Source organism: Odoribacter sp., from assembly GCF_985060555.1.
This window is the reverse complement of sequence record NZ_CFKYFN010000110.1, coordinates 66,018-90,561: the sequence shown is the minus strand read 5'-3', so window position 1 is coordinate 90,561 and position 24,544 is coordinate 66,018. Positions and strand designations below refer to the sequence as shown.

Annotated in this window: 18 protein-coding genes; 3 read left to right on the top strand and 15 right to left on the bottom strand. The window is 40.6% G+C overall.

From position 1 onward, the window contains the following. Positions 1 to 654: 654 nt before the first annotated feature. Both AC5RDS_RS15505 and AC5RDS_RS15500 read right to left on the bottom strand, forming a co-directional pair. Complete coding sequence (locus tag AC5RDS_RS15505) at positions 655 to 1,986, bottom strand: hypothetical protein (protein WP_195360214.1); 1,332 nt, start codon at positions 1,984 to 1,986, stop codon at positions 655 to 657. Continuing rightward, complete coding sequence (locus tag AC5RDS_RS15500) at positions 1,976 to 3,013, bottom strand: hypothetical protein (protein WP_195360213.1); 1,038 nt, start codon at positions 3,011 to 3,013, stop codon at positions 1,976 to 1,978. The genes AC5RDS_RS15505 and AC5RDS_RS15500 overlap by 11 nt, the downstream gene beginning before the upstream one ends. Before the next feature lie 671 nt (positions 3,014 to 3,684). On the opposite strand from AC5RDS_RS15500, the gene AC5RDS_RS15495 reads away from it, so the two are divergent. From AC5RDS_RS15495 to AC5RDS_RS15485, 3 genes are all read left to right on the top strand, one after another. Further along, positions 3,685 to 4,809, top strand: coding sequence for an AAA family ATPase (locus AC5RDS_RS15495; protein WP_195360212.1), 1,125 nt, complete (start codon positions 3,685 to 3,687; stop codon positions 4,807 to 4,809). Between the two features lie 39 nt (positions 4,810 to 4,848). Further along, positions 4,849 to 8,157, top strand: a complete 3,309-nt coding sequence (locus AC5RDS_RS15490) for a UvrD-helicase domain-containing protein (protein ID WP_195360211.1) — start codon at positions 4,849 to 4,851, stop codon at positions 8,155 to 8,157. A gap of 120 nt (positions 8,158 to 8,277) precedes the next feature. Further along, complete coding sequence (locus AC5RDS_RS15485; protein ID WP_195360210.1) at positions 8,278 to 10,359, top strand: DUF262 domain-containing protein; 2,082 nt, start codon at positions 8,278 to 8,280, stop codon at positions 10,357 to 10,359. 453 nt (positions 10,360 to 10,812) lie between these two features. On the opposite strand, the gene AC5RDS_RS15480 is transcribed toward AC5RDS_RS15485, so the two are convergent. The 13 genes from AC5RDS_RS15480 to AC5RDS_RS15420 all read right to left on the bottom strand — a co-directional run bounded on the left by AC5RDS_RS15480 (position 10,813) and on the right by AC5RDS_RS15420 (position 24,481). After that, complete coding sequence (locus tag AC5RDS_RS15480; RefSeq protein ID WP_195360119.1) at positions 10,813 to 12,624, bottom strand: hypothetical protein; 1,812 nt, start codon at positions 12,622 to 12,624, stop codon at positions 10,813 to 10,815. Between the two features lies 1 nt (position 12,625). Further along, on the bottom strand, positions 12,626 to 13,216 hold the full coding sequence (locus tag AC5RDS_RS15475) for a hypothetical protein (RefSeq protein WP_195360120.1): 591 nt from the start codon (positions 13,214 to 13,216) through the stop codon (positions 12,626 to 12,628). A 1-nt stretch (position 13,217) separates the two neighbouring features. Then, positions 13,218 to 14,615 carry a restriction endonuclease subunit S gene (locus AC5RDS_RS15470; protein WP_195360121.1) on the bottom strand — a complete coding sequence of 466 codons (1,398 nt, stop codon included), beginning with the start codon at positions 14,613 to 14,615 and terminating at the stop codon, positions 13,218 to 13,220. 13 nt (positions 14,616 to 14,628) lie between these two features. Next, positions 14,629 to 16,632 carry a type I restriction-modification system subunit M gene (locus tag AC5RDS_RS15465; protein ID WP_195360122.1) on the bottom strand — a complete coding sequence of 668 codons (2,004 nt, stop codon included), beginning with the start codon at positions 16,630 to 16,632 and terminating at the stop codon, positions 14,629 to 14,631. Positions 16,633 to 16,645: 13 nt separating this feature from the next. Next, the gene (locus tag AC5RDS_RS15460; protein ID WP_195360123.1) at positions 16,646 to 16,849 is read right to left on the bottom strand and encodes a helix-turn-helix domain-containing protein; all 204 of its coding nucleotides are present in this window, start codon (positions 16,847 to 16,849) and stop codon (positions 16,646 to 16,648) included. Positions 16,850 to 17,131: 282 nt separating this feature from the next. Then, positions 17,132 to 18,340, bottom strand: coding sequence for a relaxase family protein (locus AC5RDS_RS15455; protein WP_195360124.1), 1,209 nt, complete (start codon positions 18,338 to 18,340; stop codon positions 17,132 to 17,134). After that, positions 18,337 to 18,756, bottom strand: a complete 420-nt coding sequence (locus AC5RDS_RS15450; RefSeq protein WP_195360125.1) for a plasmid mobilization protein — start codon at positions 18,754 to 18,756, stop codon at positions 18,337 to 18,339. The genes AC5RDS_RS15455 and AC5RDS_RS15450 overlap by 4 nt, the downstream gene beginning before the upstream one ends. Positions 18,757 to 19,072: 316 nt before the next feature. Then, positions 19,073 to 20,143, bottom strand: a complete 1,071-nt coding sequence (locus AC5RDS_RS15445; protein WP_195360126.1) for an AAA family ATPase — start codon at positions 20,141 to 20,143, stop codon at positions 19,073 to 19,075. Positions 20,144 to 20,146: 3 nt separating this feature from the next. After that, positions 20,147 to 20,521, bottom strand: a complete 375-nt coding sequence (locus tag AC5RDS_RS15440; RefSeq protein ID WP_195360127.1) for a helix-turn-helix domain-containing protein — start codon at positions 20,519 to 20,521, stop codon at positions 20,147 to 20,149. Between the two features lie 87 nt (positions 20,522 to 20,608). Further along, positions 20,609 to 21,457, bottom strand: a complete 849-nt coding sequence (locus AC5RDS_RS15435; RefSeq protein ID WP_195360128.1) for a hypothetical protein — start codon at positions 21,455 to 21,457, stop codon at positions 20,609 to 20,611. A 168-nt stretch (positions 21,458 to 21,625) separates the two neighbouring features. Next, positions 21,626 to 22,741, bottom strand: a complete 1,116-nt coding sequence (locus AC5RDS_RS15430; protein ID WP_195360129.1) for a tyrosine-type recombinase/integrase — start codon at positions 22,739 to 22,741, stop codon at positions 21,626 to 21,628. Positions 22,742 to 22,857: 116 nt separating this feature from the next. After that, complete coding sequence (locus AC5RDS_RS15425) at positions 22,858 to 23,736, bottom strand: helix-turn-helix domain-containing protein (protein WP_494222402.1); 879 nt, start codon at positions 23,734 to 23,736, stop codon at positions 22,858 to 22,860. A 562-nt stretch (positions 23,737 to 24,298) separates the two neighbouring features. Continuing rightward, positions 24,299 to 24,481 (bottom strand): hypothetical protein, encoded by a 183-nt coding sequence (locus AC5RDS_RS15420; RefSeq protein WP_233526493.1) that lies wholly within the window; start codon positions 24,479 to 24,481, stop codon positions 24,299 to 24,301. Between the last annotated feature and the right edge of the window lie 63 nt (positions 24,482 to 24,544).

Below are 24,544 nucleotides of genomic sequence, written 5' to 3'. Positions count from 1 at the left end.
TGAAAGCTGGGAGAGGAACGACCGGGACTGCACTGCAAATATAATACAACTTCCTCAAATATGAATAGATTAGGGACTGTTTATCTGGAAAGAAGCTGCATAAAAAGAGCAAATCATATTCAGATAGCTTTGCCATGTTATTGCAAAATTGAATTCGGAACACTAAGCAAAGATTCAATTACCGAGAAAAACTCGGTAATTGCGCTGATGGGAAAATTGTCAAACAATGTTCTATAATCTTGGGAAATATTTCATATGGTAAAATTTTGAAAACTGAAGTGGGCGTTGCTAAAAACTATTTGAAAGTAGCAGAAACTGGAAGGTATGGAGCGTTTTGGCAATGTAGTCTTGAATATGCCAGAAAGAATGGCTAAAGGCCATATTACTATGACAATGGAGGATTGGGCAAAGCAAATAGACATTATATTGGAAGCCAGAAAGAGGTGCAGTTTTGGTGATATGGAAAAATAACAGCTAAATTTTCCAAATACATACTTTACGGAAGGTTTACTGTGTGAAAAAGTACAGAATAACGATGGCATAAGAAGTGATTTTGCTCTGTCATCTTCATATGCCATCTTATTCTTTATCCTAAGCAACAATAAACAGAAATTTATAATTTAGTCTATTTATGTCTTTTCATGTTTATTTCTTTTATTTTGAATACCCAATAGATGAGTATATATCACTGGCTATTTTATTAACTTTTTCTTGATTCCTTTCTTGTGTAGCCTTTAGTAATGACACTATTTTTCGGTTTGCTATTTCAGGCAATATACTATCTATTATATCAATAGAAGAAAAATATTGAATCCATCGGCGAGAAGGAGCATATTGCATTAATTTAAATAGCACTCGGTCATTGGATAATAAACATTCTTTAAAGAAATAAACCCAACGATCATGTGTAATTCCTTTTAATAAGGAATTTGCTCCATCTTGAGCTGCGTTTGATACCCCATAGGCATTTCCTAGTTTTACAGAAAGAATAGCTGTCATACAGATTGAAAAAGCTGGAATAGGAATAACACTACCCATCTTGGATAGAGTATTCATATGAATAGGCTCATTGTAAAAATTATTCATACCATCATGAGCCTTAAGTATTTCATTTGCAACTTTAACAAATGAAGTTGAACGTAAATCTTCAGGAACAAAATCAAATCCTCTAACTTTTAATAAAACTTGCTTTAATCCGCTTGCGGCCTTAGTTTGACCATCAGCGAATAACTCAGAATAACATCTTCCTATCTGATATTTTTCAGGGTGTTGTAATCCTGTCCAAATTTTTGGAATAATTAAATTAGAATTTGCTAATGAGTTTTCCAATTGGGCACCAGAAGAAGTTTTTATTAATGATAATAAAATGCGAATAGTTGTTCTATGAAAGAAATATGGACTACTCATTAACTTGTGAACATATAAATTATCCTCAGTAAGAGTAGTTTCTTCCAAATCTCTTCGGAAATTTTTAAAATCAATCGGAGCTTCAATTTTGCTATACTTTAAAACTCCTTGAATACATGATCGAATTATAGTTTTTGTTTCTTCTTCCGATAGGTCATTATCAGCATCATTACTATCTAAATCTGGTTTATTAAAATGAATAACGGTTTCCATCGCTTGTCTTAATCTAAAAGCACTAGTACCATTAATAACCCCTAATTCTTCAGCTAATCTTATAGCTTCAAAATCAGAAATAGCTTGTTGTAAGTCTGTATGTTCATTAATATCAGGCCTATCCAACATTTCTGCGATAAAAGATAAGCCCATTTTACTGAGTTGATTCTTTAATGAATTTATCGTTTTAGTCCAAATGAAAGTAGATACCATTTCATATGACCCATTTTCAAATGCCGTTATTATTTGCCTTTGATCTTTTGCTGATAATTGCACACCACAATGAACTAATTCCGGTGTTGATATTTTGGTTGGCAAAGCAATATTCTCATTATTTTGCCAAAGTATTATAGTATTATTTTCCATCTTTAAATTCAATTTTACCGTCTTGTGATTGTATGTAAGCTGATTCAATACCTTTCTTTATCATTTCACATAATGTCAAAAAAGTTCGACTTCTTGCTCCTCCTGTTGTGGAAGTTAATTTAGGAGGGTGTTTTACAAAAACGTTGTATGCCGCGATTTCTCCGTTATTTGTAAATACTGTTATTCCATCACTTTCCATCATACCTGTTATGAGCGAAAAATACCCTTCAAGAACTGAATTAGCTTGTAAATCTTTCTTATCTAATAGATCCGCTATTGCTTCTGTGATATTGATACGTTCTCGCAATTCAATCCCATCTTGGAGTTTGATTGGGAGAGTCTTTTTTTTTGAGTCAATAACACAGGCTAAAGTCCCATGCCCTTTTTGAAGCACTTCAAGAAAAACTTTTTTTAAAAAATTTGTTACGGGATCTCTTAGCTCGTCTTTGACATTCTTGACTATCGTTTTAATAAAGTCTATTTGATTTTTGAGTGGAGAATCAGATACAGCATCGTTGCTACCATAACTTACTAATAGTGTATCTGCTTTAATTCCCTTTACTTCAATTAATTTTTCAGCTATTTGATGTACTAGTATAGCTTTAACATCTGTACTGCCGCTTTCAATTAACGCTTCAGATACAGATGTTGAAACTATTGATTCACCAGCCTTTAAAACGCCATATTCAAATTCGTCTTCGCGCCTTAAAATATAGATGACCCATCCTCCTTCCGTTAATGGGGCACACTTTTTCAATGCTTTAAGCATTGTATCTTTGGTTTTCTGCCCTTTGCCAATATGACAAATCTGAGGGTTATTCAATATTTTCTTTATCAGTTCTAAATCATCAAATATATATATTTCCGGGTATAATGCCTTACCCTCTTCTTTATAATAAAGTAATTGGCTTATCAACTCAGGAAGTCCATCTTGAGTTGCTAAACACTGCATCTCTTCTTGCCTTAAAAAATCGACAGAGGAGCCTGTTAAAAGCTGTTTTAGAGATATTGGTTTAGTATTTTTCATAAATTACAGTTACTATTAATTCTTGGTAGAGGATTCATTCTATCTGATACTTTACCTTTTCACAAAGGTAATTATAAAAGAATGCCCAACAAAAGAATGCGCGTTTTTCTTAATATTTTCATTCATATAAAATTATTCATCTTTCCTGCAGATATCATTTTAAACAAAATGTTAGCTGCTGCTTTTGTTAGACATTGTCAATAATCTGCTGTTCGGTAGATGTCGCAAAGTAATAAAATAGGAGTTTCTTTTTCGGCAAGTAAGGGACATTTAGCTGGAACACCCATATCGGTATTCATTTCAAATTTTCTTTTGCCGTTCTGCTGTAATAGTATATAATAAGTAGCTGTTCTTCTCGTTCTCCAAGAAGTCATGATGAAGGGTTTCCTGAAGGTAATGAAACATAAATGAGACAATGATTTTGAACAATGATCATAAATGTAATGATAAAGCTTATGCAAAAGAAAGTCTATGAGTTATATAAAAAGTTTTTAGTTACCATTACTTTTCCTCATTATTTAACTGTTTTTATTAAATATAGGTATGAATAAGGAGATAAAGTAAAGTTGTCTTTTATATGGCTATAAATTCTTTAGTAAATTATTTGGCTGTTTTGCAGTTAATTGCGATATTCGCGTTACGATAATTGTGTAATGATTGGATAGCATAATATGAAGCCGAACAATCCTTTCCTCATAGCAGGTTATCACGGCCCCGAATTCTTTTGCGACCGTGAGACGGAAACAGCAACTATTCTCGACGCACTTCACAATGGGCGTAATGTGACGCTGATTGCTCCCCGCCGCATAGGCAAAACAGGTCTGATCCGCAATGCCTTTTATCGCCTGAAAGAGCAGGAGTCCGATATTGTCACTCTCTATATGGATATCTATTCCACGCAATCAATGGGTGATTTTGTGCGGTTGTTTGCCAATACTGTATTGGGGCGGTTGGATACTGTACCTCAGAAAACACTAAGCCAAATCGGACAGTTTATCCGCAGTTGCCGTCGTGTATTTACCATTGACGAACTGACAGGAGTTCCAAAAGTGACTATTGATGTGGCACCTCAGGAGGAGGAGAGCACATTGAAAGAGATATTTGATTATCTGGCTTCTTCAGAAAAACGGTGTTATATTGCCATTGACGAGTTCCAGCAGATAGCAGAATACCCCGAGAAAGGAATTGAAGCTCTGTTGCGCTCATATATCCAGTTCCTGCCAAATGTGAACTTCATCTTTGCTGGCAGTAAGCAACATTTGATGCAGGAGATTTTCACATCGTCGAAAAGGCCGTTTTATCAGAGCACTCAATTGCTAACTATAGGTCCAATTGACCGTGAGGCGTATGCTTGTTTTGCTGTCAAGCTCTTTGCTAAGCATGGCGTGCAGCTTCCCCGAGAAGTCTTCAATGCAATTTACGATAAATTTGACGGACACACATGGTATATCCAGTGTGTCCTCAATCGCCTGTATGGTTATAATCTGGATGTAGATATGGAGTTGGTGGCATATGCGATGAAGCAGATTATTTCAGAACAAAGTTTTTCGTATGCAGATCTGTTGAAGGCCTATTCAGCTGGTCATGTGCGCTTGTTAAAGGCCATTGCTCAAGAAGGTTGCGTCAAAGAAGTACTTGCCGGAGATTTTATCAGTAGGCATCGACTTCGTGCAGCAAGTAGCGTAAGTGCTTCATTGAAAAAGTTGATTGATAAAGAATTGGTCTATCAGACATCTTGCGGGTATATCATTTACGACCGTTTTATGGGTGAATGGTTGCGGCAACAGCCGTTTTAATTAATCTCCACTTTTTTGTTATAAAAAGATTAGACTATTATGGGATTTATTAACTTTCTGAAACGTCTGGGGCGCTCAAAGATTCAACATTCTTCGGAGGGTAATACCACCGAGAAGGTTCGAACAACGTCAGAATATATGAAAGCTCTGGCATTCAATAATGCCTTTGCAAACCTTCTAGCCCAGGATAAATTTATTGCTCGTAGTGATTATAAAGCGCTCATCGAAACCTATGATAAAGTTGAGCAATTCTTCGAGACTTTAGCACAATCAGCAGTGTTGGATGAATATGCAGTAAAGCATGGGCTTGATAGTACACAAATAAATGCATTCTGCAAGGCATATGCTGAAATCAAAGACCTTGCGACTACATCTCCAACTATTAAGAAACATAATGATATTTATGTCGATCGACATATGGAAGAAGAGAAAGCATATCTTGATAATATCCTAAAGGCATGTGATCAGGCCATATTACTTGATCGGGAACAACGCGAGGTTGTATTATCGGAAGAAGACAACACATTGGTTATTGCGGGAGCTGGAGCCGGCAAAACCACAACCGTGGCTGCTAAGGTTCGTTATCTAGTAGAGAAACGAGGTCTTGATCCCAGCAAAATTCTGGTCATCTCATTTACCAACAAAGCTGTCGAAGAATTACGCGAACGAATCAATCATAATTTGCGCATAGCTTGTCCAATTACTACATTTCACTCTATCGGATATGCTATTTTGAGACAAGGAGAAGAAAATCGAAAGAAAATTGTGGATGGCGGATTTTTGTATACAGTCATCAATACTTATCTCAAATCAGTCGTACTTCAAGATCCCGTAATGGTTGATAAACTAATTCTCTTTTTTGGATCCTATTTTACGGCTCCTTATGAAGGAGATAAAGTCAATGAATATTTTCAGTTTATAGCTAAAGCAGATTTGTCAACTTTAAAGAGCAATCTTCATGAATATGTCAAGCAGATTGTCGATCGAAAGACGCAAAAAGCCCAGACACTCAACACTGAATTTGTACGGTCTATAGAAGAAGTGCGGATTGCTAATTATTTGTATATGCATCAAATTGAGTACGAATACGAACCAATCTATCAATACCCAATTTTAGATGCCAACAAACCCTATACTCCCGACTTCAAAATCATACAACAGGATAAAACAACCTATATAGAGCATTTTGGCATCACTGAGGATGGACAAAGTAGCCGATATACAAAGGAGGAACTTGATCGTTACATCACTCGGATTCAGGACAAGAAACGTTTGCACGAAATGCATCATACAGACCTGATCTGCACTTATTCGCGACATAATGACGGTCTGGATTATCTAGATCATCTGGAGAAAGAATTGCTGCGGAGAGGGTATAAATTAAATAAACGCCCCACTGAAGAGGTCTACAAAAAGTTAGTAGATTCAGAAGAGAACAAATATATTACACGGTTGACACTGCTGATTTGTACCTTTATCAATAATTTCAAAACACAAGGATATTCAGCTGAAAAGTTCGACGATTTTAAGGTTGCAAGCAAAAACGTACGGACAAAATTGTTCTTAGATGTCTGTAAGGTCTGTTATTATGAATATCAAAAACGACTACAAGAGGAACATAGTATTGACTTTCAGGATATGATTAATGAATCGGCTGAGTTAATCCGCAAAAAGCGAATCGACAAAGAACATCTCGATTATCAATACATCATTGTTGATGAATATCAAGATATTTCTCGACAACGTTATAATCTGGTGAGGGAACTTTCTCAGTTGTGCAATGCCAAAATCATGGCAGTCGGTGATGACTGGCAATCCATTTATGCTTTTAGTGGTTCGATACTTCCGCTTTTTACCCGTTTCTGTGAAGAAGTAGGATATGGTCAGGAGTTGAAAATAACCCGTACCTATCGCAATGCGCAAGAGATTATCAATATTGCTGGGACATTTATTCAAAAGAATGCAGCACAGATTCGTAAGGAATTGATTTCTCCAAAACGGATAACTAATCCGGTAATCATTCATACCTATTCTGAGACGACAGAGAAAAAAGAGGAGAAACAGAAAGGAGGTAAATATTATAATCTCGGAGTTGCTATTAACCGGGCAATTGAAGAAGTTTTGGAGTTCAATGCAGCGGAAGGGAAATCCAATGTAGCATCGATCCTATTAATTGGGCGATATGGATTTGATGCCCGTAATATGTGTTATTCAAAGGATTTTAATTTCGACGAAAAAAGCGGAAAGGTCTATTCTTCGAAATACGGATCGAAAGTAAAACTTCAATTTCTGACTGCTCACAGCTCAAAAGGATTAAGCGCCGACAACGTGATTATCATCAATGCAAAGGATGAAACCTATGGGTTCCCGTCGAAGGTGGATGATGATCCAGTGTTGAACTTAGTGGTTTCGAATGATGTTTCCTACAACTATGCCGAAGAACGACGTCTCTTCTATGTAGCTCTAACCAGAACAAAAAATCGTGTTTTCATCGTTACTCCCGAAAAACGTCCATCAGATTTCATTAAAGAACTATTGAGTGAGCCCCAAAATTATCCGAATGTTACCTTGAAGGGTGAACTGAAAACAGATTTTACATTGTCATCTACTGTTCGTGACCGTTGTCCTATTTGTGGCTATCCAATGCAATTTCGCTGGAATAAAAACTATGGCCTTAAATTGTGGATTTGTACGAATGATCAAGAGATCTGCGGTTTTATGACCAACGATAAACGAGGAGGTGAGCTCTCTATTCAGAAATGTGATTGGTGCAAAGATGGATATTTAATTGTTAAGCAAGGACGCTCTGGGTATATTTTGGGATGTACCAATTACAAACAGGATAAATCGGGATGTGGAAGGCTGTTAAATCAGACTCACTATTTTGCATGGAGAAATAACGATTTTGGACAGCTTGACCACTCGTCAGTTCGTCCCAGTTTTATGGATCAACAGGCATCTGCTCCTCAAAAAGAAGTTGTTCCTGAGATGATTCCTATAAAACAGACATTAACCTCTGACACTGAACACAGGAAGTCACTGATTTATACTGTAGGCAACGCTGTTCAGACTATCGAAAAAGATGGTTTCCGTGTGTTTGTTGATTACGAGGGAAAAGTTCTGACCGATATGGTTCTCCTTGCAAAACTTCGAAAATTGAGGCTAGAGATAGCACGAAAGAATGAATTACCGGCATTTCGTGTTCTGCAAAATGATGTTTTGGTTCGATTGGCTACAGATATGCCAGTGTCACGTGAAGAATTTGTCGCAATTAAAGGACTTGGAGACCGTAAATATGAACAATATGGAGATGAATTTATTCAAGCGATTCGAGAGTATTTGAAGTAAGTACTGGTGTCTAACATCTCACTTAAGAAATATTAGAAGAAATCATAATCTATTTTCTAATTCATTTTTATTCCATATGTTTGATTGCGTTTATCTTTGTAATTTACTAAATGAAAATATATGAAAGGAGATGCCCAACCATTAATAAAATTTTTTGATGGATCTGATAAAAGATTCATTATTCCGCTTTACCAGCGTAATTATGATTGGAAAGAAGAAAATTGTGAACAGCTTTTCCATGATTTAATTAAACTTCATAACAGCGACAGAAAAAGCCATTTCTTTGGGAGTATTGTTTCTAGTATCCAGAGTGGTACTGAAGATCGATATATAATAGATGGACAACAGCGTATTACAACGGTTTCCCTACTCTTAATCGCCATGGTCAATGCAAGTAAGGAGAATAAAATTTCTGTTGAAGACCCAAAACTCGTTGAGAAGATATTCAAACGCTATCTGGTTGATGAATATCAGGAAGACGAGCGTAAGGTAAAATTAAAGCCCATAAAGAAAGATATGCAGGCATTTGATGCGTTATTGTATAAGCCAGTAGACAACTACATTATTGATTCAAATGTAACGCGAAATTATAAATGCCTTTATAATAATGTTGTCGGTTGTGGCTTGACTGTGGACGTGCTTTTTGATGCAATAAAAAAACTTGAAGTCATAAATATTCGTCTAGACGAAGATGATGATCCACAGTTGATATTTGAAAGCCTCAATTCTACAGGTCTAGATCTTAGTGAGGCTGATAAGATTCGCAATTATTTATTGATGTCATTGTCTCCAGCAGAACAGGAATCATTATATACAGCATACTGGAATCCGATTGAAGAGGCTACAAAGTATGATCCATCATCTTTTGTCAGGGATTATCTTACAATGAAGCAAGGCAAAATCGGTAAAATCGACAAAATCTACTTTATATTCAAGGAGTATGCTGAATCTCTACGATGTGACAGAACAACATTGTTATCTGATATGTATCATTACGCCCAAATATACAGAAAAATAGATAGGGCTGATTTTGATAATGATAAAATAAATCAAAAAATAAATCAGGTCCGTACGTTGGACTCAACCGTGGCATATCCGTTTTATATGGCATTCTTTGATTATGCCAACTCTTCGGGAATGGGGATTGATGAACAACTTAAGGTACTTGATATAATAGAGTCTTATTGGGCAAGAAGAATAATATGTAATCTACCATCAAATGCCTTAAACAAGGTATTCTCCACATTGCATAAAGAAGCATTAAATATTATTACAAAAGCACAAGAAGGAGTAAAACCTTCATATATTGAAGTCTTAACGTATCAACTATTGAAGAAGGGCCGGTCTTCGGTATTTCCAACCGACGATGAAGTCAAAGAAGATTTTTGTACGCGTCAAGTATATAAAATGCCAGTCAATGCCCGAATGTTTATTCTAGAGCGTTTGGAAAATAGGGATAGTAAGGAAAGACACGACGTTGTCAAATCGCTGTCCGAGAAAGAGATTACGATTGAGCATATAATGCCTCAAACTTTGTCTGAAAAATGGAAACAGGCATTGGGACAGGATTGGGAGCGTATCCACCAACAGTATCTGCATACTATGGCCAATTTGACGTTGACAGGTTATAATTCGCAGTATAGCAATTTGACGTTTGCAGAAAAAAGAGATATGGAGAAGGGGTTCAATGATAGTGCTTTCCGTTTGAACAACTTTGTTAAATCTTGCACAAAATGGACTGAAGATGAGATGAAACAACGTCAATCAGAATTGCTAAACGTATTTATGCAATTATGGCCGATGCCGACAACATCTTTTGTCCCTGTTCATATAGAAGCCGAGTCTGCATCCTTAGATGATGAAGATTTTGAATTTACTGGTAAAAAATTGCAGGCATATATTTATCGAGGTGTAAAATACAATGTAGCCACTTGGAAAGAAATGCTTATACAGTTGTGCGGTCATGTATTGTTAGAGAAAAGATCTACCTTGGAATGGCTATGTGCTAATGAAAAAAATGGTTTCTCAAATACACCGGAATCAGGACGGATGGAGTTTTCGGACGGCTTATATGTTTGGACCGATAACAGCACATCTTCAAAGATTTGGGTTATCCATGGCATGTTCTCTGAGTGCAATATTCCGTATTCAGAATTGGCTTTTGAATTTAGAGCAAGTTCTGAAGAAGAACTCGAAGAATAGAGAGTGTACTATCCTGTATTATTTTATGGAGTAGTACATTAAGAGCAATTCTCGATTATATATTAGGATAATACAGATGCCCCATGTACCTTCATCCATTAGTAGATACATGGGGTATCTTATATGTTGTAACATCTTCATGGATTCGTAAATACATACAGACTAATCCAGAAATTTAAATATGACAAATATACAGTAATTAGATAGACATATGAGCGACTGAACATAGTATCGTTTCCGTATATTTTGAAAAGAATATTCTATGCAGAATCACAAAATCTGTCAAGTCTTGTGCTGATGAATTGAATATGACGTGAGACTGTAAACTAAAGTGTGCATGTAAAGTTAATATTTTCTTTTTCCTTTACTTGACACAGTTTAGTTTACACTACCATATTAGGTTCCTTTTAGATTGCTATCTATAAGATATGTGATTACTATTTCTCCCAATAATTATACTCCATAATGTTTTTCTAATCGGTCAACTAAGCCATCCACAAGTTGTTTGTAGTCCTTAAACCTTAACTGAGATAGATTTCTCAAATTGAACCCTACAAATTTATCAACATCTTTCTTCTCCTTATTGTGATCAGTGTCTTCTTTGTACAATAATATCATATTAGGTATCATGTTATGGGATTCTGCAACGCCCATTGCATAACCAATTTCATGATACACATTTATATTTGAGCTACTTAAATCGGCAATAATCAAGCTACAAGACTTGATAGCCTCCAATATTTTGTCTTGTATTGAGAAAGTACTTGACTCAACTGTCCTATCAATGCGAATTGGCGTTGCATTTAAATGAATACTTTTATGTTTTTCATTAAATTTCTCTATAGCCCGTGTTATTTTTTCATATATTAATTCGCTTTGAGAATCGCCAAACTGCATAGATATAAATATCTCATTTTTCTTTGCTTGATATATTTGTTCAAACATATTAATGAGATTAACCGCTGAATCTTTTGACAAATCATCAGGCTCGGTAATTTTATTTATGCCATTGCGTTCTGCCCAATCAATAAATGATTGCATTTGCATCTTATCTAAAATCGCATAATACACAAGAGCACATAAAAATGCAATATTCCCCAATTTTTTTTGATCAAAGGATCTATACACTCCTATTAAAGACGTAAGAGCTTCTGATATTACAGATGTATTCTCACACCTTCTTCGATAACGTCGAAGATTAGTCGCTTTATATTCTAAATGAGCTAATCTATACTCCAAATCTCTTTTATCATTTTGCTTAATTTTTAATTCCTCCTGAAGCTGGTTTATTTCTATTTTTAGTTTTTTGTATGATGACATCTTTTCAAAATCCCCTTGATTTAATTCGAAGTTTCGAATTTCATCCCATTTTGCATCTACATCCTTCTCTATGATATTTATCTCATTTTCGCTCTTTAAAAGCTCCTCTCTTGTTTGCTTTAATTCACATACGCATTCTTTCCTTTGTGGATAAAGAATTTCCTTTTGGAAGAGAAGTAATCTGGCAATAAATAAACACGTTGTCCTATAATAGGATTTTGAGATGTCATCTACAACAGATAACCATGGAATGGAATTAAACTGTCCTGTCTTAACAACCTCTATTAGGCCTAAGGCTAAAGGATATTCACTTCCTAATGATTCTTTATTATCGAAAGCGTTAATACCATGAATAATTCTCAGACTTGCTTCTTGTCGTAATGGGAGTTGCTTGAAGTTGATATTGTGAAATATACCTGCTTCAAACTTATCTCCAAATTCTTTTTCCGAGAATATAACAGTAAAAGGAACTATCAATTTTTTAAGCTCTTCTTTATCCGCTTTTGTTTCTTTCCAAAGATCTTCATTATTTTCATCAAATATCTCAAGTCGATGGTTCCCGTCAACTCTGACAAGATCAGCATTCGTATTTTTTGTCAAATTAGCATGACGAGCCCTATATCCATCATACGGGAGCCGTTCGCTTAAAACTTTCAATCCGGGAACAAATTGGGCATCATCCCGATCTACGGCGTTGTCTATGCCAATATTTTTAGCGAATTCAGTATAATTTTCAACACGACAAGCTAATGTTATCTCTGGAAAATATTTATACTCACCAGATGCCAAGAACTGAATGATGCTTTTTTTGTGTTCCTTGTCTGCGTTTCTCTGGTAGGATTCAGGTCTGTGAGATATTTGGGCTAAATCTTTTATAGCTGCAAACCCCCTTAATACGACATAGTGATCGAATGTCTTATATATGATTCCTTCTAATTTTGCCATACTACAAACTTATTTTATAGCCATTCCGTAAAATGGCTTGAATTTCCAAGATAACATTTATTTGACTGTTGAAACTGTCTGCAAGTGATAATAAAAGCTTTTTTAACTTCTGTTTCGAATCTCCAGTGTTTTCTCTATCAGACTCTGCTGATTGTATTTTGATTATGAGAATAGCTATTTTATTTATACGGTCATTTATCTCGTCTATCGACTCAGAAGATTTATACTTTTGTTCAACCTTTGAAAAATCATAATATAAATAAATCGGGTTTAGCCGAGATGGAGCTTCTTTGAACAACTTATCGGAATGTTGACATGCAATATACAATCTGGCCATAGCATAGTCCTCACGACCTTCTTGAAAGGCTGTACAACTCATTTGTAGCATCCTGTAATTGTCTAGAGCTTCTTGATACCAGCTCATGGCATTCTCTACTACACTGGTCTTGCGCTCAAAAATCAACTTGAATAGTTCTCTCTTAAATTTCTTTTTTTCTTGGCTGATGTCTATTATCTTAGTGATAATCAGAGTTATTAAAGAACTACCCAATCCAACAGCCGCCGTTACACCAATTATAGCAAGATCGTCCATATTATCCTAAAATCATTTTTTCTATTGTTTTTTGGGCATTCTCTAAGATTGAAAAACCTTCGTTCTCAATAGCCTCGGCTTTAATTCGTATATTTTGAATTTCATTGGCAATAGCAGCTTGTGTCTCTACCCTTTCGGGAATAGGAATCGATATCGATGCAATTTCTTCCAAATTAATATTTGCTCGAGCAACGGGTCGTTTGAGTCTATCTAAATTCAATTGTCCAATTGATGATTTAATCAATTCCTTTACATATTCGGGATTATAACCATCTTTTAGGCGCACTAAAGCAATTGCTTGATTTATATTTGCTTCTTTTTCGGAGTGATAGATACCTACTTGACCAATCGTAGCTCCAACAATGGCAATCATAATGTCATTGTCATAAACTTTAGAGGATTTCATTTGCTTATTATGAACCTCTGGTTTAATATAGAGCAACTCTTCGAAATTGATATTCCCATTAATATCAATATCGCCGCTTCTAATAAATGCTATTCCATTTTGTGAATCAGTATATGCATCACCTCCTGCTTTAGGAGTGATACCACTTGTGATCAAGATCGAGATATCACCAAGTTTCTTTAATGGATATTTTGATTGGGTTAATTCTGCATATGCTCTCTCAAAATATGGGTTATGAAAATATGGATCATATCTTTGACCTATCAATTTTGATATAGGGGTAAAATATTTTGTTTCCGAGAAATCACTTCTTTCGGGTAGTTTTATTCCTAAATGTTGAGTTACAATATTATCAATGCTTTCTAATAATTCTTTTGCCTCTTTATCCTTTTGTAATTTTGCATTTTGGGCAGCAGTATAGATATCAACTAATTTTTGTTGAATTTCAATTGGAGGAAGAGGTATTCTAATTGTTTTCAAGTATGAGGAAGAAACCCTCTGCTGCCCAGCCGATCCTCCAAAAGAATTCTGAGCGGACTTTAGAACTCTATAATCTCGCAGAATAAAATGTATGTATTTAATTAATACATTACTACTCTTTGGTCTTAATACAAAAAACTCAGTAGAGCCACAACCAACTCCTTTAAGTAGATTTTGAGCAATAGCAGACTTCCCATTCTGCATGCAAGGCGTTATTTTTGCCCACAACAAATCACCTTCCTTAAATTTTGTATAACCTTTTGTATTGGCGACTGTAATATTTTTAGCCAAAGAGATTATTCCATACTTTTCATCAATGGCTTCCATCGGAACATATGAGATTACATCATTATCCCTCAGTTCCGAAAAAGTTACTGATGGGTTTATGTATAAAATGTCTCCTAATTCATATGTAGGATATATTTGGGAAGAATAGTCAAAACGCTCTTGGTAAAATGAAACATCATACCGCATTCCAACTAATTTTGATATTTCGACTCTTCTGATTATCATAAATCTATAATATTCACAATGAAGAAAAAAATGAATTTAATTTATTTGCAATTTCTGGCAATTCATTGCCTTCAATTTTTTTCCCGGTAGCGTCATATCCAACATTCTCAACTTCTACCATTAGGACCTCATAGTTGTCGAAATACTTAAAGATGCGTTCTTTATATAATTCAAGCATTCGCTCTGCCCGTTGCTCCTTATCCAGCCCTTTCTCTTCGCGGACAAGTGCCTTAACATCACTTAATGTCTGTTCAAACTGTTGAGTCAATTTTTGGGGATGTTTTTTCAAGAACAGAACAGATGATTTTACGCCGGCTTTGACATGGGCAAAGGTGTGTTGCGGCAATGATACAACCGCCAAGATTCGGAACTTTTCAATCAACCAGTCTCGCACGTATTGGCTCGACGAATTGGTCAAGATTCCATCTGGAACAACAATTGCAAGATAGCCGTTCTCCTCGTTCAAATATTTATAGCATCGTTCCAAAAACAGCACTTCAGTACTTTGCGAGGCCCGCCACTTGTTTTTGTTATTATCATCAGCGATTCGATCCTTAATCTCCGTAAACCCAAGATTTTTCTCGAACAGTTCATACTCTTTGTAATATCCGACCTCATCCGCTTTTATCGTCGAACCGAAGGGGGGATTAGTCATTATCAGATCAAAAGTCCCATCCTGGAAACTGAGATTGCGATTCTCAATTTCCAAAGTACGGTTGTTTTTCAATCCATCATTGGTGATGATGTTGGTATGACCATCGTCATGAATAATCATGTTCATCTTCGCTACGCGCGAAATTTGCTCATTGATTTCAATACCGAACAAATGCTTCTCGGCAAATACATGCCAATAGTCTCGCCATGAGGCACTGCCAATTTCATCACTAAAAATTTCATTGGCATCGTCCCGTACGGCTTTTAATGCATGCAACAGGAATCCTCCACTTCCGCATGACGTATCGAGTATTTTCCAGTCTTTATTAACCCCGATGGCTGATACAATAAACTCAACAATCGGCTTGGGTGTAAAAAACTGGCCGAAATCACCGCGGAAAAATTCTCCCATAAAACTCTGGAATGCCAAACCTTTGGCATCGAGGTCTGTTTTGGAAAGATTTATATCCTGAAGGTATTGAACAACCGTATAAATTTTATGCTTGTCCAATTTAATATCATCCTTAAACACTTCGGGATCTTTCTTTCGCCCATGCTCGTAAAGATCGCGTATGCGAGCTTCAAGCTCGACTTTTGCTTTGTTGTTTTGGGGATCCTCCGGATAATGTATTATCTGAAAGTTATACGGTTGCCCTTTACTTTTAGGATCGTTATCTCGCCAGCGTTCATCCCATATTTTACAAAAGATGAGTTTATCCAACTCGTCAAAAGCCGTCGTTGGGGCCAATGCACCACCTCCCCATAATGCATCATGAGCCGACTTAAATTTTTGAATCAATTCACTCTGCGTTCCTTGAGGAGGCTCGGTTACTCCCTTGACATATTTAAAGCGCTTGACTTCTCCGTCTCGCTTGGGAATATCACTGATGCTAATGCGGGAAACCGGAGATATATTTGTTATTTCATAATACTCATCTTTGATTCCGGATGTAACCCAGACGTATCGAGCAGCTGATGCGTGGGCATAACTATATGCCTGATCTACGGCAACCTGAAATTGTCGCTCATTAATATTCTCCTCCTTGCATTCAACAACGACCAAGATTTTACTATGAGAGTCATTATATACAAGTATATCTGCTTCTCGAGTTTCGGAACCGATCTGCACAGATTCATTAACCGAAATATTTGAAGCCGGGTAATCGTAATCGTAGATTAATTTCAGATATGTTTCCGCCTGGACAAACTCCTCGGGGTTCTGCAGGCGGCGTTTTGTCTGATTTTTACAATTATAACGAATTATTGAGTTCCCTTCATTGATAATAATATACTTATCCTTAATCCCTTTTTGAAAGAGATCCGAAGCCAGCAACTCGTTTATTTCGTCTTGCGTCTTAGCCATATACTTATGATATTTAATTTTTGCTATCTATTAAATCTTTGGGATCTACTTGAAGAATCTTAGCAATCTCAAACAGCACTTCTAAGCTTGGCTGCCGTCGATTACAGACGTAGGAATTGACAATACAGAAACTTTTTCCAAGCTTCTCTGCCAGCCAGGTCTGTTTGATGCCTTTCTCTTCAAGCACCTCCTTGATTCGGTTCATGGGTTTATCCATACTATGTATAGTATTGATTCAATTGAAATACGAAGATATAAAATATTATGCAATAAAAAGATAAAAGCGGGAGAGTTTTTCCCGCTCACTATATATTTCTATGATTAAGTCCTCATGAATACCGATGAAAGTTTTAAATAGATTCTTTTAGTTCGTTTTTCGGTTAATTTAGTCTAATAAATTTTCCAGATTTATAAAATAAATTTCCCCATATCCAGCAAGACAGTCATACAAAAAGCGGTCGCACGAGGCGGCTGCTTTTTGTATGACTGTTCCATGACTTTATCGTCTTAATCCTGTTCTTGGTTTCTTACCCAATAGGAGGGTAGCAGCACGGGCACAGCGGCGGGCCCATTGCAGGTCGTCATCGTCCTTGTCCCGCCAGGGGAGATCGCTCTGCGAACCTCCGCCACCACCTCCGGCAGATACGGCTGGCGTATCAAGCATACCAACAAAGATAGCTACGGCTATGTCGGTCAGCTCACTGCTGTTGGCAACCTCCCGGGAGTCGAACTCTTCGTTGAAATAGTCAAGTACCCGCTCCGGGATATAGAAACGCTGTTCCCTTCCGCTATGGGAAGAAAGCGTGTAGGACACCGAGCCGGAACGATAGTGGGTATAGTCCATATCTGCTGTCGGTCTTTTAACAGGTTCCGGCCTATGGATTTGAGAGGTATTGACCTGAGCGGCAAGTCTCTCCCGGTAGTGTAGCTTTTGCCAGGTTCGGGGAAGTTTCGAAATCATCAGGTTACGTGCTACTCCCAGTTCGGAGGACTTGTATTTGGTATTTCCTTTGAGGAGCGCATATCCACGGAGAATATCTTTCTTATCTTTCCGTTCATATACGGAATAGCCTCTCCGGGCAAGTGCCTTCTTGTATTCTTCCCATGACCATGATGGCATGGTTCTCAATACCTCCATGCACTCTCTGCTTACCTCCGGAATGTTGCGACTTCGGATGTCTTCCGCAGTCACCCAGCCACGTTTCACTGCAACTCGCTCGGCTGCACGTTGTGCCCGAAGATGAATGTTATGGTCATTGTTAATGTTGCCGTTTTCATCAAAACGGCAAATTGCAGCATGGAGATGGGGAACTTTCCCTTTGGATTCCATGTGCAGGTAAACCGTGTATTTGCTGTTGGCCAGATTGGTCGGGCAGGAACGGACTTTCCCGTCCTTGCCGATAATCGTTTGTTTGTCGAACTCTTCAGCGAACTCGTGCCATAGCTTTTGCCAGTCCTCAATGTCGTAGAAACTGGTATGCTCAGGCGATGGACTCAACTCTATTCTGATTATGGAATTCTTTATCGGCCGATGCTGGGCAAGGGTCAACTGCATGGAGTTCCATATTCCCATAGCGTCCAGATCCGAGGGCAACAGATTGTCCAATACCCGATATATTTTTTCCGGATGCTTCTTGTGTTTTGATTCGCCAGTAATATAACGAAGGTCATTGATACCGTAAGATATGGCTTTGGCTTTTGCAATCATTTTTCTTCGGATTGAGGGTTGGACGGAATTCTGTTTTTCTCCTTTACGGCTTCCAGGAATTGGCAGACGCCTTCGGCAACATTGGAAAGTTCTCCGAGCCAGCCGACCATGAACGGAATCTGATTGAACATTACCATCCGCTGCTTTGTGGACATTCCGTGAAGTGCGGAGGTATATTTTACAAGATCAGACCGACAATTGTCCAGATTCTGCAGCAGTGCCGTCTCTTCTTTCGTGAGCCTCGCTTTGGGCTTGAAGTTATACGCACATGACAATATGTAGTCGCTTACGGTCATGCCGCATTGTTCGGCCAGTGATTTTATATGGTCTCTCTGGCTGGGTGTGACTTTTGCCCCGACAAAGACGCTTCTTGTTTCTTTCGGGGAAGTTGATGTATTGACAATATTTTCTTTCATTTGATTCGTTGTTATAATGGTTGAAAAGGTGCGAGCTTGCGAGTACCGTACTGGCGAAGGAACTGAGCAGTCAAGAGCGCCAATGTACAACCGTAACGCAGTGAGGTTATACCTTGGCATATCTCGAAACAGTTACCTGTTTATCCTTCCCCGCAAGCTATATCGGATGCGTATAATGAATTGGCACTTGGACAAGGAAATGCAGGATATTATTGTCCACTAAAAGAGGGGAGAAAATGAGTATCCCACATGATGATTTCCTGCCGACTTTGCTTTATTCTAATATATACGCCCATACAATAAAGTAAAGTTGTACTCAGTAATGGCATTCTGGATTGAGAATATAATTTTTTCCCTCCTTTATTACCATCTGCTTGTTGCCAAGAAAGGTGGCTACCTTGACTGCCTTGTTGTAGCCTAGCTTTACATTGTGCAATCCGTAAGCTTCCTTCAGACGTTCCAGGTAGTCATCATAACTGCCGATATTGCCATTGGCAAAAGCGGCATCCACTGCAGCACGATGTACATCCTCCGGAATCTCCCTCTCCGGATCGAACGGTTCTTTGGTTGGTCGCCCGCTCTTCTTCTCTTTGGACAGATATGGTTCTACCAGTTCGGGCAGGACATCTTCGTTTATGCGGAAAGCGAAAGGTTCAAAGTCCCGGTCCCGGATGTGCACGGCTTCGACCACACTTATGGCTTTGTCCTCTTTGTCCACTTCTACCTGCAGGATGGTTTCCGCCTTGTTGTTGAGTTCCGTGCCGATGTGGCCGCGTGCGTTTTCATCATTCTTGTTCTGGTGCAGGATGGTGTGGATGTGGATTTGCCGGTCGTCGGTCCACTGCATGAACCGGGAGATGATGTCGGTCGCCTCCTTGGGCGAGTTGATATCGTAGAGCAGGTCGCGGATGCCATCTATAATCACCAGACCGAGGTGGGGGATAGTGCCGATGGCATGGTCGACAATGGCCAGCCGCAAGTCGGGCGGAAATTTGCGCAGCGTCAGCATCACCAGGTTGTCGTGATCCCGCTCCTCGGGCAGTCCTGCCAACCGCAGGATGCGCCGCAGTACCTGCTGGCAGTGGGGACGTCCCTGCTCGGTGTCGATGTAGAGGATGCCCCGCTTCTCCTCGGGGAAGGAGGCTCGGTAGTGGAGCACCGTGCCGTTCGTCAGGGCCGCCGCGGTGAGGGCCGCGACGTTGAATGTCTTCTTGCTCTTGGCCTTCCCGATCGAGGCGCTGAAGTTGCCCAGCGTCCCGATCACGGAGCCGTCCACCCGCAGCACGGCGGGCGACTGCTCACAAGCGTCTGCTGCCCGCACGGCCGACTCCTCGATGCAGAGGGCCAATTCCTCTGGTGTTGGCTTATGGTTGTCTGTCGTTTCCATCGCCTACCAGTTTTTGGGGGTGGGTTTGCGGCGGTGCGAGGCGATTAGGGCCTCGTTCTCCTCCTCGAAACTTTGTGCGGGCGGGGTTTTGCGGGACGATTCCAGCCACTTGTCCAGCTCGTCCCGATAGATGTATAGGTGCTTGCCCTGTTTGATGACGGGGATGTTGTCCTTCTTGACTTTGTAGTAGAAGGTCGAAAGGGGCATCCGGAGGTATTCGCACGCCTCCTGCACCGTCATCGGGACGTGCGTGTTCTCCTGAGGTGCGCTCTGCCGCGAGATGTTCTCCGAGAGCAGGTTCTCCATGCTTGCGATTCGGTCGCACAGCTCGCCGACCACCGTCGGCAGGTCGTTGAATGTGAGTTGGTCCTTTGCCATGTCTTCATTGTTTTTATGGGGTTCAACATGGTGCAAACCAACGGAATGAATTCACGCAGACCAACGCTGACGGGAATCATTTTTTCATCAGCAGGGGTTCATTTTTTTCCGATGGACGCCGATCAGCTCCAGATGGAAACGGAAATCGTCCTCGTCGGGGATGTCGATTGGAATATGGCTCGGGACTGCGACACGCAGGTTGCGCTGCAGGTATTCGACGGTGGCGTTGTTGAGTTCGTGGGGGAACGACAGCTTGATGAACCGGGCCCGCTCTTCGAGCGAGATGTGGAGCCGCTCGCCGATGTTCCATGCCAGGTGGCGCAGTTCCGGCGATCGCAACGGGCGATCCGGGTTGGAGCGCAGCGGCAGGCAGGAGTCCGTCCGGCCGCAGGCCATCTGCTCGATGTTAGTGAGGAGCGTGTCGAGGGCCTTCTGCGACAGGAAGGGCGCGGTTGCAACGGTCACATATTCGCGGATGGCCTCCATGAGTTCGGCGTGGCGTCGGGCCTCCTGCTGTTTCATCTCCTCCAGCAACTGGTTGTATCTTTCCATGTAGGGATCGCGGTGCGGCCCGACGGTGATTCCCGCTTCTACATCGGTAGCTTCCTTGACGGGCTCGATTTCTATTGTCTCAGCGCGGTTCTCGGCCTGCTCGGTGATGACAGCCCGGGTGCGTTCTGTTTTGTCAGTCTCCAACTTTTGCCGATTGGCGGAAGGAAAGAGCGAGTATTTTATAAGCCAACGGTAGAAGTACCGTTGCAACACACCGCACAAAACGATTGATACCACAAGTATAATGATGACGGGCGTTGTCACGGGCGTGATGTTGATGCCGTGGCATAGGTAAAGATAGTTGTCGACAGCGGTAAAGAGGACCGCCGCGAGGGTCAGAACCAGACTTATTCTTTTGGCCCGTTTTTGGAGTGTATTAGCCATATCCGCAACTGTTTGTAATCGTTACGGAGGTGAAGTTATAATCGTAATTCCGAATAGTCACAAAAAAAAGAGTGATAGTTACAGCTGTCACGCTAACTATCACTCTTTTTGTGCGATTTTCAAACAAAAATCGTACTTTATCCGTCAAACCTGGCCGAAAACCGCCCGTCATTTCTTCCGCATCAGGGTGATTTTTTTGCTGGCTTCCCGTTTGTTGGCATCCACTACCTTGATATACCGCTGTGTGGTCGTAATACTCTTGTGCGCCATGATGCTCTGGATGGTGCGGATGTCTGTCCCGGCCGCCGCCTGCAGCGTCGCAAATGTTCTGCGAAAGCAGTGGAAGGAGATGTTCTTGGTGATACCCGCCGAGCGGATCCACTCCTTCATGTAGGTCTGGGTCCAGCAGCGCTGCAATCCCTTGAAGACCATTCCCCGCTTGTCGGGGCAGTAGCCGATCAGATCCAGCGCCTCCTCGCTGATGGGGATGATGTCCTCGGCGCGGTTCTTCTGGGTGACGATGTGCACGCACTTGCCACCGGCTGAGTAGTCCACGATGTCCTCCCAGCAGAGGGCGAGGATGTCGCTGATGCGCAGGCTGGTCATGCAGGAGAAGAGCGATGCCGTCTTCAGTACGGGCTTCTTGCAAGGCGTTTCGGCCAGTTTGTAGAGCTCTTCCACAGAAAGATAATCTTTGACTACGTCCTCGGTCTCGATCTTTTCGAGGAAGTCGTTGACGTTGTTGCGGATCAGTCCGTTACGGTAGAGGATTTTCAGAAGCCCTCTGAATGTAGACCAATATCCCGATGCGGAGTTGCGCGTGATGCGTCCCTTGCGCTTGAGCTTGTTGGCCGTCAGCAGGTATTCGCGAAACTTGTTGCAGAGGTCGATGTCGATCTCCTCGAAGGTGCACTTGCCGTGTACGAAGTTACGGAAGTGGAGGTAGACGAACTCCCATTTTGGGTCATGTTTACGGAGCTGACTGCGGAAATACTCCAGAAAATCGGCCTTGAGCTTGTACTTGTCGAAGAAGTCGTAGCGCTCGTTGACCACCGACTCGAAGCGGCGGCAGCGGATTGCCTCGGCCTTCTCGGTCATCACCTCGTTGAAGTTCTGCTCCCGCTTGTTCTTTGGGTCGGCATAGAGGTAGATTCCCAGCGTTTCGTGGCGGATCACCTTCATGGTCTCCTTGTCCCGGTAGCCGGGATAATAATCTAGGTAGAAGGACAACATCCGGCCCTTGAGCGGGCGGGTTCTCAGTGTTACGGTTTTACATTCGTGCATAACATGAAAATTTTATGGTTAATACTGATTTTACGGCAAATGTTGGGAATGAGAACATGCAGACCAGCGTCAGCGGCAAATCATTTTGCATCATTTCCCGCGGACTGGAATCCGGGCTACTTTTTGACCCCCATCACGCGGTCGAACTCCACTTTCAGGAAGCGGACGAAGCGCCCGTTCTTCTCGCGGGGGATCTGGTGGAACTGCAACACGCCGTACACCGCGTCGCGCGAGAGGTGGAACCGCTCCATTGCCTCCTTCACGGTGTAGTATTCGGCCTTACTTTCCTCAGCGCTGCTCTTCGAGAGGTCGAAGTGGAGTTTGGAGTAGTAGATCTGCCCGTGCTCCTTCTTCGAGGGGATGTTGTTGCGGTAGACGTGCGAACGGATGGCGACACGTGTCATGCCGTATTTATCCTGAATATCTTCGGGCGTGTACCACTCCGTGAGGTCGGAATCAACCTCATACTTGGCAAAGGCGGCGTCGATATGCTTCTTGCTGTAATAGTTGAATTGGCGGATACGCACCTTCGGCACCTTGTGCCGCCGGGTGTAGGTCCATACCCATTTGGCGTTAACCTTGTACTTTTGGGCAATCTCCTCGGCGGTGTAGTATTCCGTTATCTTGAAGTCCTCCTTCGGGACCATCCGTTCATAGGGCTTGCTTTTGAGCATGAGCTCGATGTCGGCCCGCCGTATCAACGACATCTTCCCGCTGAGCCGCGATGCGCGGAGCTTCTCCTCCTTGACCAGTTTGTAGATGTACTGGCGGCTTACGCCCATCAAACGTGCCGCCTGCGAAAAAGTGAAGTATTCCTGCTTCTCCAGCGACGAGCGTAGTTCCAGCATCTCCTGCATGTGGCGCAGCTCCATTTTTCGCTCCATCATGCGGTGTTTGTAGCCCCGTTTCGAGCATTGCGGGCTGCAATAACAGGTTGTCGTTTTCTTGGCGATGAAGGGTTTTCCGCACCATTGACAAATCCTTTTTACTTCCATATTTTCCCTCTATTTTCCGTCGTTTTTCATAAATACTAATTTCCCCAACTGTCCACACATGTAAACCACTGTCAACACACGTCAACTACTGCGTCAATGTGATATTTCGGCTTGCGTGGAATTTGCTCCGTGGTAGAAATATGGTAGGAAAATATGGAGAAAATCCGTGATCTCCAAACGGCAACTGGAAAGTATGTAAAAACAAAAGTCGCTGATATACAGCGGCTTTATTCTAAATGGTTATGATTGGTTACGGTTGTTTACAAGCCGTCATTTGCCGATGCAGTATGTGTACATCTTTGATTATCAATAGTATAGCACTCTAAAAGGTACAACCAGCAGGTTGGCAAGTATCTGAGAATGTGTAAGTTAGTGATTTTTAGCACCATTCTCGGCTTGTACCTCCATTTTGGAAAGTAAAAGTAAGTGTAATTTCTTGAATATCAAAATGTGCGGTACAAAAACTTGTGAAAAATGCCGTTTTTTGATGAGAAAAGGTACAAAAATGGCTCTGAAACCGAGCGGGACATTATGATTATTTTGCGAAGTATTCAGTCTTCATTTAATAGGCATAAATCGGGTCCTGAAACGAGATTTCATCAGCCTTATTATCCAATATGTCATTCTTGATAAGGGTAGCCTTTGAGCGGGATATTGAGGTTGTTGAAGAGATTTGATAGCGATGCATCACTTCGGTCGAACTGATGGCCTTTTCTCCGGCTATAAGGGCATTGAGATAGTTCATTTGCTGCGTGGTCAGTGTTTCGGTAATTGTTACAAACAACAGACTTATGTGACAGTGGTCGCT